Source organism: Hymenobacter sp. BT188 (assembly GCF_014333585.1).
Taxonomy (GTDB): Bacteria; Bacteroidota; Bacteroidia; order Cytophagales; family Hymenobacteraceae; genus Hymenobacter.
Genome location: NZ_JACSCW010000003.1, coordinates 155275 through 170731, shown reverse-complemented (window position 1 = coordinate 170731; position 15457 = coordinate 155275). Strand labels below are relative to the sequence as shown.

At 55.4% G+C, this 15457-nt stretch carries 13 protein-coding genes; 4 read left to right on the top strand and 9 right to left on the bottom strand.

Annotated features, from left to right (window positions below; genetic code table 11):
• Window positions 1-295: 295 nt before the first annotated feature.
• Window positions 296-919 (bottom strand): porin family protein, encoded by a 624-nt coding sequence (locus H8B13_RS08900; RefSeq protein WP_187310459.1) that lies wholly within the window; start codon window positions 917-919, stop codon window positions 296-298.
• 315 nt (window positions 920-1234) lie between these two features.
• On the opposite strand from H8B13_RS08900, the gene H8B13_RS08895 reads away from it, so the two are divergent.
• Both H8B13_RS08895 and H8B13_RS08890 read left to right on the top strand, forming a co-directional pair.
• Window positions 1235-2518, top strand: coding sequence for a PQQ-dependent sugar dehydrogenase (locus H8B13_RS08895; RefSeq protein WP_187310458.1), 1284 nt, complete (start codon window positions 1235-1237; stop codon window positions 2516-2518).
• Window positions 2519-2526: 8 nt separating this feature from the next.
• Window positions 2527-2997: a c-type cytochrome gene (locus H8B13_RS08890; protein ID WP_187310457.1), complete on the top strand. Its 471-nt coding sequence runs from the start codon at window positions 2527-2529 to the stop codon at window positions 2995-2997.
• A gap of 59 nt (window positions 2998-3056) precedes the next feature.
• Here H8B13_RS08890 and H8B13_RS08885 read toward each other — a convergent pair whose 3' ends face one another.
• Window positions 3057-3584 carry a DinB family protein gene (locus tag H8B13_RS08885; protein ID WP_187310456.1) on the bottom strand — a complete coding sequence of 176 codons (528 nt, stop codon included), beginning with the start codon at window positions 3582-3584 and terminating at the stop codon, window positions 3057-3059.
• A gap of 84 nt (window positions 3585-3668) precedes the next feature.
• On the opposite strand from H8B13_RS08885, the gene H8B13_RS08880 reads away from it, so the two are divergent.
• Window positions 3669-4898: a pyridoxal phosphate-dependent aminotransferase gene (locus H8B13_RS08880; protein ID WP_187310455.1), complete on the top strand. Its 1230-nt coding sequence runs from the start codon at window positions 3669-3671 to the stop codon at window positions 4896-4898.
• Window positions 4899-4995: 97 nt separating this feature from the next.
• Window positions 4996-5292 carry a DUF3817 domain-containing protein gene (locus tag H8B13_RS08875; RefSeq protein WP_187310454.1) on the top strand — a complete coding sequence of 99 codons (297 nt, stop codon included), beginning with the start codon at window positions 4996-4998 and terminating at the stop codon, window positions 5290-5292.
• 539 nt (window positions 5293-5831) lie between these two features.
• Here the strand turns inward: H8B13_RS08875 and H8B13_RS08870 are convergent.
• The 7 genes from H8B13_RS08870 to H8B13_RS08840 form a co-directional block, all read right to left on the bottom strand.
• On the bottom strand, window positions 5832-6875 hold the full coding sequence (locus H8B13_RS08870; protein ID WP_187310453.1) for an NAD(P)-dependent alcohol dehydrogenase: 1044 nt from the start codon (window positions 6873-6875) through the stop codon (window positions 5832-5834).
• A 141-nt stretch (window positions 6876-7016) separates the two neighbouring features.
• Window positions 7017-7676: a DUF1990 domain-containing protein gene (locus tag H8B13_RS08865; protein WP_187310452.1), complete on the bottom strand. Its 660-nt coding sequence runs from the start codon at window positions 7674-7676 to the stop codon at window positions 7017-7019.
• Window positions 7666-8235, bottom strand: coding sequence for a DUF1990 family protein (locus H8B13_RS08860; RefSeq protein WP_187310451.1), 570 nt, complete (start codon window positions 8233-8235; stop codon window positions 7666-7668). The genes H8B13_RS08865 and H8B13_RS08860 overlap by 11 nt, the downstream gene beginning before the upstream one ends.
• A gap of 250 nt (window positions 8236-8485) precedes the next feature.
• Window positions 8486-10081, bottom strand: a complete 1596-nt coding sequence (locus H8B13_RS08855) for a RagB/SusD family nutrient uptake outer membrane protein (RefSeq protein WP_187310450.1) — start codon at window positions 10079-10081, stop codon at window positions 8486-8488.
• A gap of 32 nt (window positions 10082-10113) precedes the next feature.
• Complete coding sequence (locus H8B13_RS08850) at window positions 10114-13518, bottom strand: TonB-dependent receptor (RefSeq protein WP_187310449.1); 3405 nt, start codon at window positions 13516-13518, stop codon at window positions 10114-10116.
• Window positions 13519-13625: 107 nt separating this feature from the next.
• Window positions 13626-14675: a FecR family protein gene (locus tag H8B13_RS08845; RefSeq protein WP_187310448.1), complete on the bottom strand. Its 1050-nt coding sequence runs from the start codon at window positions 14673-14675 to the stop codon at window positions 13626-13628.
• 140 nt (window positions 14676-14815) lie between these two features.
• Entirely contained in the window at window positions 14816-15415 is a 600-nt protein-coding gene (locus H8B13_RS08840; RefSeq protein WP_187310447.1) for an RNA polymerase sigma-70 factor, read from the bottom strand.
• Between the last annotated feature and the right edge of the window lie 42 nt (window positions 15416-15457).

Here is a 15457-nt window from a genome sequence, read left to right as displayed (position 1 = left end):
AATCAACAAAAACCCCGCGTTGGCTTTAGCTGACGTGGGGTTTTTAATTAAACCATTACTCAATTACCCCTTATTATGACTTTAAAATCTTCCTCCAACTGGCGCGAGCTTATAGCTTGTGACTAGCCAAAATGTGGAGGTTGTACCTCCACTGCCGCACAGCGGCAAACAGAGGCCGCGCCTCTTGGATAATCTGAGCGACTTTGTTATATCTAGCGGGGTAGGCGCAGCCTCCCGGCATGGCTGGTCACGAGTCACGCTCCGCTAAACTCGCACCAGTGAGGTAGTGGTCCTATTAAAAAATAGCGACAACGGATACCTGCACTGATTGAAACTTGAATTCCTGCAAACCCGCACTTTCCCTGAGACCAATATGATTCATGCCATGTATATAGCGGGCACTGAAGCTTAAAGTATTCAATAGCCTCACTCCTACGCCGGCTGTAGCGCCAATACTTCGCTCCTCCGTGTCGCGTGTAGTAGTTACTGTTTGGCCGTTCACACGCTTTTTGGCTTGAATCAATAAATCAAACTGTGGCCCGGCCAAAAGGCTAACGCGTGGAAAAACAGTGTATTGAATCAGGACCGGCAAGGAGAGATAATCGAAGACGTAGGCTGTGGCGCTGCTCGTTTCCTTGCTCTGCATACGTGTCCACAGGTAGTCTTGCTGAAGAGCGAATTTTTCATTCAGCCTGATTCCTATCAGCAGACCAGCAGTAAAGCCCGGCTTCCATTGATTTTCAACTGGAGCAGCTGGCCTCGGATAGCCTTTATTGAAGTTCATAGCAGACAAATTGCCCCCCACGCTTGCCCCGAAATAGACCACCTTGTTTCTGAATGGCGTTCGTTGTGCAGGCTGCTCCTGCGCAGCAATTGTTGGTTGTGGTACATAAGCTGTATCCTGCGCTTTTGCTTGCAAACAAAGACACGTTATCAGACTTAGCGTTAGGATATACTTCATCTTCAAAATGTACATAATATACTATGTATTATACACACCCTAGTCACAGCCTTGTTGAGGTATTTCCGCAAGCGCTCGGCTCGACCCAGCCGATAGGCCAACAGGAAGCTGTGGGGGGCTTTTTATTCAGGGTTAGAAGCATATAAGCTGCTCTTTTATGAGCAAGCCGCCCTGCGTGTATCCGTTTTCATTTATGCAGTTACCTTACTGCCAGCAAATGGTTTATTTGCCGCTGCATTCCGTATATATCGCTAACCTGAACCAACTCTATCCATGAAAAAGCACTTTTCCCGATACCTGCTGCTCTCCACAGGCCTTGTCGGGAGCCTATCCTTATTTGCGCTCACCTCCGAAAATAAAATTGTAGCCGACCCCGACAACGCCGGGCTGAAGCTGCCCGCCGGCTTTGGCGCCCTGAAAGTGGCCGAAACCGGGGCCCGCACCCGCCACATTACCGTCACGCCCCAGGGCACGATTTACGTTAAACTGAACCGACCAAATAAGGAAGGTAAGGGCATTCTAATGCTCCGCGAAACCAGCGGTGGCAAAGCTGAAGTGGTGAATGGCTTCAGCAACTACGGCGGCACTGGCATTTACAGCGTGCCCGGCTTTTTGTACGCTTCCTCCGATGACGCCGTGTATCGGTACAAGCTCAGCCCCAAGGGTGAGGTAACGAACCCCACCCAGCCCGAAAAGATTATTACTGGCCTCATCAATCGGCGGCAGCACGAAAGCAAGTCAATAGCCCAGGATAAGGCGGGCAATATTTACGTTAACATTGGAGCGTATTCGAACGCCTGCCAGGTGAAAGACCGGCAGAAAGGCTCGCTGGGCCGGCCCAACTGCCCGATACTGGACTCAGCGGGGGGCATTTGGCAGTTCCGAGCCGACAAGCTCAACCAAACCTATGGCGATGGTGTGCGCTACGCCACTGGCCTGCGCAACGTGGTAGGCTTAGACTGGAACGCGCAGTCCAACCAGCTCTTTGTAATGCAGCACGGCCGCGACCAGCTTCACGACAACTTCCCGGAACTGTATGACACGAAGCAGTCGGCAGAGCTGCCAGCTGAGTGCATGTACGCGCTCAAAAAAGGCGACAACGCTGGCTGGCCTTACATATACTACGACAACGTGCAGCGCAAGAAAATGATGGCCCCAGAGTACGGCGGCGACGGCAAAAAAGAGGCAACCGGCAACTTCATAGACCCCGCCGCCGCCTACCCCGCCCACACAGCCCCGAACGCGCTGCTATTCTATACTGGCACCATGTTTCCAGAGAAATATCGCAACGGCGCTTTCATTGCCTTCCATGGCTCCTGGAACCGTGCTCCTGAGCCGCAGAAGGGTTATTACATCGCCTTCCAGCCCTTCAAAGACGGTAAGCCCTCGGGCGAATGGGAGGTTTTCGCGGACAACTTTGCCGGTGCGCCCGACAAAGCCGCTGCTGGTCGGCCCGACCACAAGCCCTGCGGCCTAGCCCAGGGTCCGGACGGCTCGCTCTATGTCACCGACGATAAGCAGGGCACGATTTACCGCATTGTTTACGCTAAAAAATAAGCCCTTTGATGAAGCAGATCATTATCGTTGTGTGCGCGCTGACTTTGTTTAGTCAGTCGGCCGTTGCTCAACAAAAAACGCCCCCCAAAGCCAAGCCAACCACCAAAAAAGCTGCCACTGCTGCTAAACCGGCTGCTGTTTCGGCGGCTACGCTTACGGCGGGCAAAGCGGTGTATACCCAGAACTGCCTGACCTGCCACATGGCCGATGGCGGCGGTGTAGAAAGAATGAACCCGCCCCTGAACGGCACCACTTGGGTGCTAGGCGACAAAACCCGGCTAGTAAAAGTGGTACTCAATGGCCTGGAGGGCGAAGACATCGACGGCGAGTCGTATGCCAGCGTAATGCCCGCCTTCGAAGCCCTCACCGACAAGCAGATTGCCGACGTGCTGACGTATGTGCGCAATAGCTTCGGCAATAAAGCCTCGGGCATATCCGCAGCGGAGGTAAAAACAATCAGGGCTTCCAATAAGAAGTAAACGCTTAATTATAAGCCAAACCGGCCGCCGTTGCTCCTGTGCAGCGGCGGCCGATTTGTTTAGTACGCTTCAGCAGCGTGTTTTAGAACACGAGCTGTCACGGAAAGCTGGCCCACGTGGCGCATCGTGTGCTCGGCAGCGTGAACCAGCAAACCCAGTACCGTAGAGGGCAACATGGCTCGCCCCACGCCGCGCGGTTCCGTTAGCGTGGCCTCGTCGGTGGTGCGAAGCTGGGTAAGCGCTTGCTCTACCTGATTGTGAAAAGCCTGAACCAGCTCTGGTACAAGGCAGCCTGCTGGGGGGCTTTTTCCCTCCTGCGCCAGTGATTCCAGCTGCTCAGGCGTAAGCTGCTGGCCTCGAGCATACGTAAAAGTGCGGTCGAGCACGCCGGTGAGGTGCTGGAGGTGAAAACCAATCGAGGCCACACCCGCTGGCTTTTCCCAAAGTAGTGTTTCCGGGAAACCGTGCAGCAGTTTGGTTACTTCCTCGCGGGCTTGGAGCAGGGCGTGAGCTACGGGCTGGAGCAGAGGAGGCACATCGGGCAGCGGGCCGCGCAACCAGACTTCGCGGGTATCGGTGGGGGGCATTTTTGGTGGTTTAAATGAAGGATTAACAAATAGGAAGTTAGTCAAGATACTGGGGCAATTCTAGTTACAGCCGTATCTTTGGGCATGTTGGAAGTATCGAAGCGAGGCCACGCCATGCCGGTGTCGCCTTTTAGGAAGTTGTTGCCCCACGCCGAAGCGGCCCGGAAGCGCGGCCTTAAGGTGCATCATTTAAATATCGGTCAGCCCGATATAGAAACGCCCCCCGCCGTGCTGGAAGCGGTCCAGAAAGCCAATATCCGGGTGCTGGAGTACAGCGCCAGCGCCGGCCACGAAAGCTATCGCCAGAAGCTGGCCGCGTATTATCAGCGCGCCGGCATCGATGTAACGGCCGACGAAATCATCGTAACGGCGGGCGGCTCCGAGGCTATCCTGTTTGCCATGCTGAGCTGCCTGAACCCCGGCGACGAGGTGATAATGTCGGAGCCTTTTTATGGTGCTTACACGGCCTTTACCGTTGCCGCTGGAGTGCATATCGTGCCCGTGCTGGCGCACATAGAAAATGGCTTTGCCCTGCCCCCCATTGGTGAGTTTGAGCGCGTGATTACCCCGCGCACCAAGGCTATTCTCATCTGCAACCCGAACAACCCGACGGGCCACGTGTACCGACGCGAAGAGTTGGAGCAGTTGCGCGACATTTGCCTGCGTCACCACCTGTATCTGTTTTCCGACGAAGCCTACCGCGAATTCTGCTACGATTCGCCCTACGTAAGCGCCCTGCACCTTTCGGGCGTTGACGAGCACGTGGTATTGCTGGACACTATTTCGAAGCGCTATAGTGCCTGCGGGGCCCGTTTGGGGGCTTTTGTTACCAAAAACAAGGCTCTGTACGCCGTGGCCCTGAAGTTTGCCCAGATGCGGATCAGTCCGCCCGGCCTGGCGCAGCTGCTGGGCGAGGCGGCCACCGATTTGCCCCCCACTTACTTCGACGCTACCAAAACGGAGTACCTCGCCCGCCGCGACCTGATGGTGAGCCGCTTGCGCGCTATGCCCGGCGTGGAGTGCCCTTTGCCGGGCGGCGCATTTTACGTGATGGCCCGGCTGCCCGTCGACGATTGCGAGCTCTTTGGCCAATGGCTGCTGGAGTCATTTTCGTATGAGAATCAAACAGTAATGCTTACGCCCGCCGCTGGCTTTTACGCCACCCCCGGCCGCGGCCGCGACGAAGTACGACTTGCCTACGTGCTCAATCTCGATACGCTGAATGCCGCTCTGACTTGCCTGGAAAAAGCGCTGATAGCCTACCCAGGCAGAACCCAACCTCTAGCGCCCACTTTGGAAGCCGCTACGCTGTAGCGCCAACACTTCTAGCCGCGCACCAAGCCGAAGCTTAGCGGCGCTGCCCTTCGGCTGGTGCTGCATCATACTTTTGCCCCCAGACACTTAAATTTTTATGCTCGCTCTACTTTCTTCTACCCTTGGTCGCCTGCGCGTTGTTGGCTTTTTGGAAGGGTTTTCGTTTCTCGTTTTACTCGGCATTGCAATGCCGCTAAAATATATGGCCGGCTTGCCCGAGGCCGTACGCATGGTTGGTATGGCGCACGGGTTGCTGTTCGTGTTGTATGTGCTGCTGGTAATTATGGCAACTATCGAGTTGGGCTGGTCTTTTAAGAAGGCTTTGCTGGCTTTTCTGGCTTCACTTGTTCCGTTTGGCACTTTCTACGCCGATAAAAAGCTGTTTCGAGAGTGAGCGGTTGAGGTTGAGCTTTCAGACTAAATGTCAATACTTAACTTATTACCTAAACAAAAAGCCAGTCAGTGCTACTTGTCCTTATCCAAGAACTTAAAAGCCCTCCTGGCCGCATGGCCAGGAGGGCTTTTTTTGGGTACTACTCGTTCGTTTTACTGTCGATGAAGGAGTATTAACTCAGGGAAAAGAACCTGTTTCACCGCTCAGTAAGGCTTGGCTAGGACAAGTATTTAATTGCCAATCCGGCTAAGGCAGTAACCGTAAAAAGCAGCAAGGCAAAGCGGTTGGCTCGTTTTCGCTGTTTTGGAGGCTGGTTACAGTCATCTGTGAAGATAGGGAAAGCATAAATCATGGCGTGCCGAATTAGTTGAATGAGGGATGTAAGTGATATATCGCGTAAATAGGCGGCGCATTACAAGCGAGCTACCAACGATGTGTGTTGGACGACCCTTGTTGACCACGAACTACTGCTTCCCTCTTGCATAAAGAAAAAGGGTCGTCAGCAATGGCGACCCTTTTTCTTTATGCAAGCTGCGATTTTACAGTGTTGCCATGTCAATCACAAAGCGATACTTCACGTCGCTTTTAACCATGCGGTCATAGGCTTCGTTGATGTTGTCTATCGGAATAATTTCGATGTCTGACATAATGTTGTGCTCAGCGCAGAAGTCCAGCATTTCCTGGGTTTCGGCAATACCCCCGATGAGCGAGCCAGCCAAACGGCGACGCTTGCTGATGAGGTTGAAAGCGTGAACCTGGGGCGCTTCCGGTGGTACCCCGAGCAGCACCATAGTGCCATCGAGGCGCAGTGTAGCCAAATACAGGTTCAGGTCGAGAGGCGCGGAAACCGTGTTGATAATGATGTCGAAGTAGTTTTGGACTTCCTGCATGGCTTCCTGGTCTTTGGTCACCACGAACTTGTGAGCGCCCAGTGCCTTCGCATCCTGTTCCTTATTAGGCGAGGTGCTAAGTACCGTTACTTCGGCACCCATAGCGGCGGCTAGTTTCACGGCCATGTGGCCGAGACCACCAAGGCCCATTACGCCTACCCGGTCGCCTTCTTTTACGTTCCACTGACGCAACGGCGAGTAAGTAGTGATACCAGCGCACAACAGCGGAGCTACACGCGCCAAGTCTAGCTTGTCAGATACGCGCAGTACGAAGTTTTCATCCACTACTACTTGGTTGGAATAGCCGCCGTACGTAGGCTCTTGGGTTTTGTACTCACGGCCGTTGTAGGTGCCTACGAAGCCGACTTCGCAGTATTGCTCCAGCTGTTGTTCACAGCTAGAACATGTGCGGCAGGAGTCAACCATACAGCCCACGCCGGCCAGGTCGCCTTCCTTGAATTTCTTGACGTGCTGGCCGACTTGCGTTACGCGGCCCACAATTTCGTGGCCAGGTACCATCGGGAAGATCGAGCCGCCCCACTCGTCACGCACTTGGTGTACATCGGAGTGACACACGCCACAAAACAGAATCTCTATTTGCACATCGTGCGGGCCTACTTCGCGGCGCTCAAAGTTGAAGGGAGTCAGGGGCGCATTGGCCGTTTCGGCCGCGTAACCTTTTACTTGGGTCATGGTCTTGGTTTTGGAGAGTTGAAAAAGAGCGAAAATTAATAACTCACTGCTGAGCGGGAAGTTTAGCAGCTCGACGGTCCACTTCGGTTTAAACGAGCTTTTGGCTTAGTTATCAACAGATTATAAACAAATTGTGGAAAGCTAATTTACTAGCTGAGCTTTAGCCAACGATTCTTCCACCTGCTCGCGCATTCGCCGCATCGATTCACGCGCAAAGCGGCGCTGCAACATCCGGCCAAACAGCTTAAAGCCCAGCCAATAGAACGGGTTACGAATACGCCCCAGCTGTGAGTATGCATGAATACGAAACTCAACCCGACCGGTTTGCAAATGCTTATGTACAGTGAAGTTTATTTCACCCCGCTCAAAATGGCCTTCCAGTGTTCGGTAATTGTAGCCCCACACCTGCTCCGGACCAGTATCGGTGGTGCGGGTTTCGTCGAAAACGCCCCCCACGCGCACTCCAAACCAAAAGGTGAAGAACAGAAACTGCCCGCGCAGCAATAGCGTGCGCTTTTCCAACGGATCGTCGGGCACGAATATGCCGGTAATCAGGTCGGGCGGCGGGAAGGTGTAGTTGAGTAGCACTTGGCGCGCGGCGGTCCAGGAGCCGTGCTCGGCGGGCGGACCGGGGGCTTCGGGGGGCAAATCGGTGGCGTAATCATCTACGTGCCAGCCGGTAGCAGTGGTGTACTCGTGGGCGCGCTCGGGGTCGAAATTATATTGAGCTTCATTGAACGAGGCCAAGCGGGCACGGTGCAGCTCCCAAAGCGGCGGCGCAGTCTTGGTCTCAGCCTTCATGTCGCACTTCGGTTTTGGTGTCGTCCTGCTTTATAGTTTCCACCGAAACCGGGCCCAGCGGCAAGCCCCCGCAATAGTCAGCCACCCGCTCACAGAATGTGCGCCAGGTTTGCTCCTGCACTTGTTTGCCCACCCCGAGCGTGTCGTAGGCAAAAGCCACCAGCCCGTCGCGGGAGCGCGCCCACGAGTGAATTTCGAATTGCAGCGTATCGGGTAAGTGCGGGTGCTGACGCAGGGTAAACCGTATCCGGCCAGCCTCAGGATGGTTTTCGAGCGTAACCAGCTCAAAGTAATTAGCGCCCATCTCTGTTACGCGCACGCTACCGTTCCAGGGTCCCAGAATGCGGATTTTGAACTCGTCGCCCACGGCAAGGCAATGATCCTTGCCTTTGGTTTTCTCAAAATTGGCCAACAGATCAGGTGAGAATCGCTCCATTTCGCAGGTAATCGTGTGAAATAGCTTCTCGGCCGACAGGTTGGAGTGCTGAAAAGAAACTTGGTAGCAGCGTTCAAAAAAGGGCCCGGAGCCCGTGCTGGCTGGTTGTTCGGCTTTGCTCATGGGAGGTTCGCGGCTAAAGTGTCCGGATACATTGCTTAACGCAGGCAAGCGGCCAGAGTTGAAGCACAGGGAGGCGACAACGCTTTTCGGCCACAGGCTGGCACTCTAAAGGACCTACTCACGTGTCAATCGATACTTATGCAGTTAGGAGCTAGTGACTTTACTCACCAAAAAAGCCCCCCAGAACTTGCTATCAAGTCCGGGGGGCTTTTTTAGTCAATTTGCTTCGCTGTTCAGGCAAAGCAGCAGATTAATAGCCCGGATTCTGGGGCAGCTTCCAAGTTTGGGCATCCTCAAGTGAGATAGGCACCAGTGGCACAGGGTTTACGGAGGTTTCCGTGGCTACGTGGGTGAGGGCGCGGGCCCGGACATCAGCCGGCAAGCTCGCCATGTAGCGCCCCGTCCGGATCAGGTCCCACAGGCGCAGCGACTCTTCTCCAAACTCTACCCGGCGCTCGTGCCAGATGGCATTCAACAGGGCCTGGCCCGAGAGGCCGGGGGCCAGGTCGGGCAGGGTGCCGGCTGGCGTATTGGCTGGCGCGTAGGCCAGCGAACCCACCGTGGTGCCTGGAGGCCGGGTGGAATTGCGGGCACGCTGCCGCACTTGGTTAACCAGCGCTACGGCTTCTGCGCCGCGATTCGTTTGGGCAGCAGCTTCGGCCTTCATGAGCAGAATATCGGCGTAGCGCATCTTGCGGATGTTCTGCGGACCGGAAGCATTGTTGTTGGGAGCTAAAATTGCCACCTTCCGATTCAGATAACCTGTGGCATTCTCCGTCCTATCAATTGTATTGCGAATGCCCAGTACTACATCGCCATCTTTGATGATGGTAGCTTCCAAGCGCGGATCATTCGGCTCAAACTCGTTCACCAAGCTCTGGGTGGGGTTGTTGAAGCCGTAGCCAAAGGTTTTGCGGTTGTTCTGGAAGATGTTGTTCGTGGTGCCCACCATGATAGGGCCATAGCCTTCGTTGGAGGTAGCAAACTGAATTTCAAATATCGATTCGCTGCTGTTCTCGCCGATTTCCTGGTGGATAGTCGCGTAGTTAGGCAGCAGACTGTACTGGCCCGAGGCGATAATTGTGCTGGTTAAATCGTACACCTCCTGCCAGGTGTGGTTGTTACCATTCACGGTGCCCAGCTGGTACATGATAGCCCTAGCCAGGTAGGCATTGGCAGCACCTTTCGTAGCCCGACCCAGATCGGCGGTGGCGTAGGCGCTCTTTTCGGGTAGCAAGGCCACCGCTGCCTTCAGATCCTTCTCGATAAATGCATACGTTTGAGCGATGCTGGCGCGAGTAACGTTCGTGCTTTCCGTCGGCTTAGGCGTTTGCTCGAATAGAGGCACTCCCCCAAACAGCTTCACCAGATTGAAGTAGAAATAAGCCCGCAAAAACAGCGCTTCGCCTTTCAGCCGCTGCTTTAGCGCCTCATCAATGGTACCCGCGTCAATGTTGTTGATCACGGTGTTGGCGCGGGCAATGCCCGTAAAGCTGTGCACCCACAGGGTGGTGACAGGGGGGTTGCTGGGCGGAATGTTCCAGGTTTTGAGCTCTGTCAGGGTTGGAAAGTCGCTGGGGGAGCTACCCTTCTCGGCGTCGTCGCTCATCACGTCCCCGAACATCCACTCATACGTTTGGGCAACGAACGGGCCGTTACCCCACTTAGGTCCCTGGTCCCAGGAAGTGACGTCGTAAATGCCGTTTACGGCCTGCACAGCGTTGGTAGGATCGCGGAACAGGGTGTCCTGAGTGGTAGTACCCAAGGGCTCTTTATCCAGGAAGCTCTCGCAGCCCTGGGAAAGTCCGGTCAGCAGCATAAAGGCTACGAGGCGGACGGTTTTCATCTTGGCTATCATCTGTAGACTAAGAATAAGCGTTAAAACTGAAGGTTGAAGCCCAGGCGGTAGGTGCGTGCCTGCGGGTAGTTGCCATAATCTACCCCGTAGGCCAGGGGATTATTGAAGAAGCCGGCGGTAGAGATTTCCGGATCGTAGCCGGTGTACTTAGTGATGGTGAACACGTTATCGACGGAAGCAAACACCCGGAAGCCGTTCAGGCGAAGCCGTGAGCCCAAGTCGCTGGGCAGCGTGTAGCCCAACTCCATGTTGCGGGCGCGCAGGTAGCTGCCGTCTTCCACGTAGCGGCTGCTGAAGCGGTCATTGCCGTTGGTGTCGCCCGAGGTTACGCGGGGCTGGTCGCTATTGGGGTTAGAGGGCGTCCAGCGGTCGAGACGGGAAGCGTAAAAGTTGCTCCACACGCCCACTAAGTTGGTAGACTTCGACAAGCTGAAGGCCGCACCATTGACCAGTTCCGCACCCTGTACACCGTAGAGCAGCACTTTGAAATCGAAGTTGCTGTACGACAGGTTGATGGTGCCGCCGAAGGTAAAGTTCGGCGTAGCGCTGCCCAAATACGTTCGGTCAAGGCCAGTGATCTGACCGTCCCCGTTCACGTCCTGGTAGCGCACGTCGCCGGGCTTGGCGCCGGGCTGAACCCGCCCGCCGGTGGCGTTCGTGTAAGCATCAATCTCGGCCTGATCCCGGAAGATGCCATCTACCTGCAAGCCGTAGAAATAGGCCACCTCACGACCAACGCCTGTGAGCGTCGTGTTGCCCGTCTGCACCAGCACGTTGCCGCTGGCAATGGGGTTGGCCCCGCCCAAGTCGGTTACTTCGTTGGTGATGCGGGTGAAGTTGGCGCCCACGCTGTACTGCAGCTTCCCAATTTCGTTGCGGTAGTTCAGTGCCAGCTCCAGGCCACGGTTGCGCAGCGAACCCACATTGGCGCTGGCTGGTGCTTGGCCCACGTAATCGGGTACGGGCAGCAGGGCAATCATGTCCTCGGTGCGCCGGATGAAATAGTCGGCCGTCAGCGAGAGCTTGCTGTCAAACAGCTCGGCGTCAATACCCACGTCCGTGGTGACGGAGGTTTCCCACTTCAGACTCGGGTTGTTGAGCTGGGTGATGGCCAAGCCCGGCGCCGGGGCGTTGTTGAACACGTACAGTTGGTTGTTGGTCGCCACCGAAGCGTAGCCGTAGTTAGGCGCGGCGTTCTGGTTGCCCACGGCCCCGTAGCTAGCGCGCAGCTTCAACGCCGATAGCATGGCTACGTCCTTCAGGAATGGCTCGTTGGAAATGTTCCAGGCGGCGCCCACGGAAGGAAATACACCAGTCCGTACAGGAGCCAGAAACTTCGAGGTCTGGTCGAAGCGCAAGGTGCCCGTCAGCAAGTACTTGTCGCGGAAGTTGTAGTTAGCCCGGCCGAAGTATGATAAAAGCCCTCCATCGTACTGGGAGCTGCGCACGGCGTTGTTGGTGCTGCGGTTAGCCGAAATGTACTGCAAAGTAGGGTCAGCGGGCACATTAAAACCCGTAACGGAAATGCCGTTGCCGTAGCCGCGCTGCGCTTCCTGGCCCAGCGTGGCCGAAAGGGAGCTGTTCTGGCCGAGGTCCAGGGTATAGTTGGCATAATTCGACCACACCCACGATATGTTCTGGTTGCGGGTTTCAATCAGCGCGCTTTGGGCACGTTGATCTAAGGGACCTAAGAAGTACTGAGGCTGGTATGCTTTCGGGTTGAAGTTGTTGTAGTTGATGCCGAAAGAAGACCGGAACGACAGTCCTTTGGCCAGCGCAACATCGACGTAGGCCGTGGAAAACAGCGTGTTGGCCCGGGTCTTGCTGAATTTTTGTTCGTCGAGGTAACGCAACGCATTAGGCACGTTGGTGAGGTTGTCGTACGCAAAGCCTCCGTCTGGCAGGATGGGGTTGTGAATAGGAATGTTTTGGGTAGCGTACTCCAGCACCCGGTAGTTAACCGTATTGCCCGTACCATCAGAACTGCCCGTGGTGTTGGAGTTGGTGAACGTGGCTGAGACACCCGCCTTCACGTGCCGGGTCAGCACGAGGTCATCATTGACGCGAATCACGTATTTCCTAAACTCCGAGTTTTTCAGAATACCATCCTGCTGGAAGTAGCTGCCGCTCACCAGAAAGCGATTTTGCTCGGTGCCGCCCGAGGCAGATAGGCTGTAATTGGTAATCAGACCACGCTGGGTTACCAGGTCCTGATAGTTGGTGCCCGTGGCTCCGCTCTGAATGGCTTCTTGCAGCCGCGGCGCGTAGTCGGCGGGCACTGGGCTATTGTTATTCGTGTAGGCCTCCGTCACCAGCGTTGCGTACTCGGCAGCGTTGGTCAGGTCGAGTTGCTTCCGGATCTGCTGGAAGCCGGTGTAGCCCGTAACGTTGAACTGAGTTTTGCCAACTTTGCCGCGTTTAGTGGTAATCAATACCACGCCGTTGGCGCCCCGCGAGCCGTAAATGGCCGTGGCCGAGGCGTCTTTCAGGATTTCGGTCGACTCAATGTCGGTGGGCAGCAAAAAACCGATGTCGCCCGTTTGAATGCCGTCCACTACGTACAGCGGGTCGCTGTTGTTGATAGTGCCCACGCCCCGCACCCGAATTCGAGTGCCCGCGCCGGGCTGCCCACTGTTGGAGGTTACCTCTACCCCTGCCGCGCGCCCTTGTAGGGCTTGCACTGGGTTGGAAGTGGCCACCTGAGAGAGTTGGGCACCGCTGACGGAGGCCACCGCGCCCGTTAAGTCGCTCTTGCGGGCCGTGCCGTAGCCGATTACCACAACTTCACTCAAAGCCTGCGTGTCTTCGGCCAGGGTTACAGTCAGGTTGCTGGTAGCACTAGTCACGGGTATTTCCTGACGGCTGTAGCCTACGTAGCTGAATACCAGCACGCTGTTCTCAGGGGCTTGCAGCGTAAAGCTGCCATCGGCGGCGGTACCGGTGCCCGTAGTAGTGCCTTTCACCACCACCGTTACGCCCGGCAAGCCGCTCCCTTTGGCATCTACTACCCGCCCCGAAACGGTCACGTCCGCAACTACTGAAACGTTTGCGGTAGGTGACCCAGAAGGAAGACGCAACACCACGCGATTATTATTCACCTCATATTGGATCTTCAGAGGCGCCAGTATTTCGTCTACAACAACTGAAACGGACTTGTCTTGGGCCTGTACAGTCACTTTCCGCTCGGCGTTTAGTAGCTGTTGGCTGTACACAAAGCGAATGTCGGCCTGCTTAGCAATCTGATGAAGCGTTTCAGTAATCGTTTGCGCTTCTACCCGTAAAGTAATTTTGCGGTCCAGAACGGCCTGGGCCACCGCTGGACGTGCTGTTGCGGTACCAGCCAGTATGCACAGCAGCAACACATGTACTACTGCCGCCCCTATGGGATACCGGAAGGGTGGAAAAAAGTGTAATAGCTTTTTCATGGAATGGATTTAGTGGTGTGGTAATGGAGGTAAAAAGGCAGTCAGTGTTCGCTTAACACTTTATAATTCAGAGCTTTTAGCTTATTGTGTGCAGATGCGGGCGGCAATTAGCCCCCCAGCGGCGACTGACAGCCCTTGCTGTGCAGGATGATCTGCGCGTCCGACAGGCTGTAATAGGCATCCAGCGACTTGCACAGCAAGCCCAGCTTTTCAAATAAGGGCTCGTCGTAGAAGGTGATACTGACGGTGCACCCAGCCAGCGTGGCTCTATCGTACTCTATGTCAACCCCGTAGGCTTTTTCCAGGGCCTGTAGCACCTCCGTCACGGGGCGTTCCTCGAACTCAAAGGACTGGGGCGCCAGCACCACGGGTTTATCGACTAGTTCCTTTTTCAGCCGCCGACTGACAGCAGAGTACACCACCTGCTGATTGGGCAACAGCAGTATGCTTGGGGTAGCCAGCGGCGCCGTATCGGACGTGGCAGGTTTGCGAGCTTGCACGGCCACTTTTCCCTCACTTACCGCTACTGAGGCCACTTTGCTCTCGGCGTAGGCTTTCACCCGGAAGCTCGTTCCCAGCACGGTGGTCACCACCTGGCGGGTGAAAACCAGGAAAGGGCGCGCGGGATTTTTGCTGACCTGAAAAAAGGCCTCTCCCTGTAGATATACCTTCCGCTTGGGCCCCACAAATGCAGTCAGATACCGCAAACTACTGCCCGGATGCAGCGTGATCCGGCTTTCATCCGGCAGCCGGAACTGCTGCACCTGCCGGGTCGTGTTGCGGTGGCGGGTCCACCCGTCGGCCACCGCTATCGTTGGCTGGGACTGGCGCGTCTGGGAGGACTTGGTAAACAGCAGCAATAGCCCCAGGCTAAGCGCCAATAGCACCAGCGCGGCGGCGGCCTTCATGTGAGGCTTCTGCCAAAAACTTGCCGGATGAACCAGTATGCGGGTTTCGGAAGCAGTGGTGGCTTTGGTGTGCTGATGGAGACGTTGCCAAATGGCATCTTCCACCGCTTCCTGACTCTGACTCAGCAGCGCGGCGCCTTCGGCCTCCTCCAGGTGATTGTACCAATGCTCTACACGCGCCCGCTCGGCGGGCGTGCAGCGGCCGTCGAGGTAGCGTTGAAGCAACGCGTGAAATTCGTCTTCAGTCACTAGATAAGGGATTTAGCAAGCTTCCACTTATCTAGTCAGCGAACTAGCCAGCAACCCTAAACACTTTCTGCTTTTTTTTACAAAAAACAACCACAAAATCACCCATCACCAGCTATATTACTGGAAGTAAGCATTTTATCTTATCGCAAAAAGGCAAGTAAAGGAAGCAGCAACACCAAAAAATCGCGCAGGTAGCTCCGCAGCAGCTTCAGCGCCTTAGTCAGGTGATACTCCACTGTCTTCTCCGATAGGTTGACCCGCACCGAGATTTCGGGTACGGTACAGTGCTCCATGCGGCTGAGCTGAAATACCTGCCGGGATTTTTCGGGCAAATTCTCCACTCCGGCCAGCAAGGCGTCGTTCAAGTCATTGAGGGCCAGGAAATTTTCGGTATTAGCCGTACTGGGTGACGCGTGAAGCTGACAATACAGCTCATAACCCGACTTCAGCTTCTGTGATTTGATGTAGTTGATAATTCGGTACCGAACGGCCGAAAACAAGTACTGATCGAGCTGCTGGATCTGTAAGCTGGCGCGCCGGCTCCAGAGGTCGGCCAGCAGGTCCTGCACCAACTCCTCGGCTTCTTCCCGCTGCTTGAGCTTCCGGTAGGCCACCGTGAACAGCCGATAACAGTAACGCTTATAGATCTCCTCGAATGCACCCTCATCATCTGCCCGCAAGGCTTGCAGCAGGTCAGCATCGGTGTAAGAAGCGTATAAGCGAATAGAAAAGGACTTCACGAAATTCAAATAATGTAAGCGACCAGATTCATTGCTAACACA

Coding starts and splice junctions, on each gene's coding strand:
- H8B13_RS08895 (WP_187310458.1), top strand. CDS start 1,235: ATGAAAAAGCACTTTTCCCGATACCTGCTGCTCTCCACAGGCCTTGTC.
- H8B13_RS08890 (WP_187310457.1), top strand. CDS start 2,527: ATGAAGCAGATCATTATCGTTGTGTGCGCGCTGACTTTGTTTAGTCAG.
- H8B13_RS08885 (WP_187310456.1), bottom strand. CDS start 3,584: ATGCCCCCCACCGATACCCGCGAAGTCTGGTTGCGCGGCCCGCTGCCC.
- H8B13_RS08880 (WP_187310455.1), top strand. CDS start 3,669: ATGTTGGAAGTATCGAAGCGAGGCCACGCCATGCCGGTGTCGCCTTTT.
- H8B13_RS08875 (WP_187310454.1), top strand. CDS start 4,996: ATGCTCGCTCTACTTTCTTCTACCCTTGGTCGCCTGCGCGTTGTTGGC.
- H8B13_RS08870 (WP_187310453.1), bottom strand. CDS start 6,875: ATGACCCAAGTAAAAGGTTACGCGGCCGAAACGGCCAATGCGCCCCTG.
- H8B13_RS08865 (WP_187310452.1), bottom strand. CDS start 7,676: ATGAAGGCTGAGACCAAGACTGCGCCGCCGCTTTGGGAGCTGCACCGT.
- H8B13_RS08860 (WP_187310451.1), bottom strand. CDS start 8,235: ATGAGCAAAGCCGAACAACCAGCCAGCACGGGCTCCGGGCCCTTTTTT.
- H8B13_RS08855 (WP_187310450.1), bottom strand. CDS start 10,081: ATGAAAACCGTCCGCCTCGTAGCCTTTATGCTGCTGACCGGACTTTCC.
- H8B13_RS08850 (WP_187310449.1), bottom strand. CDS start 13,518: ATGAAAAAGCTATTACACTTTTTTCCACCCTTCCGGTATCCCATAGGG.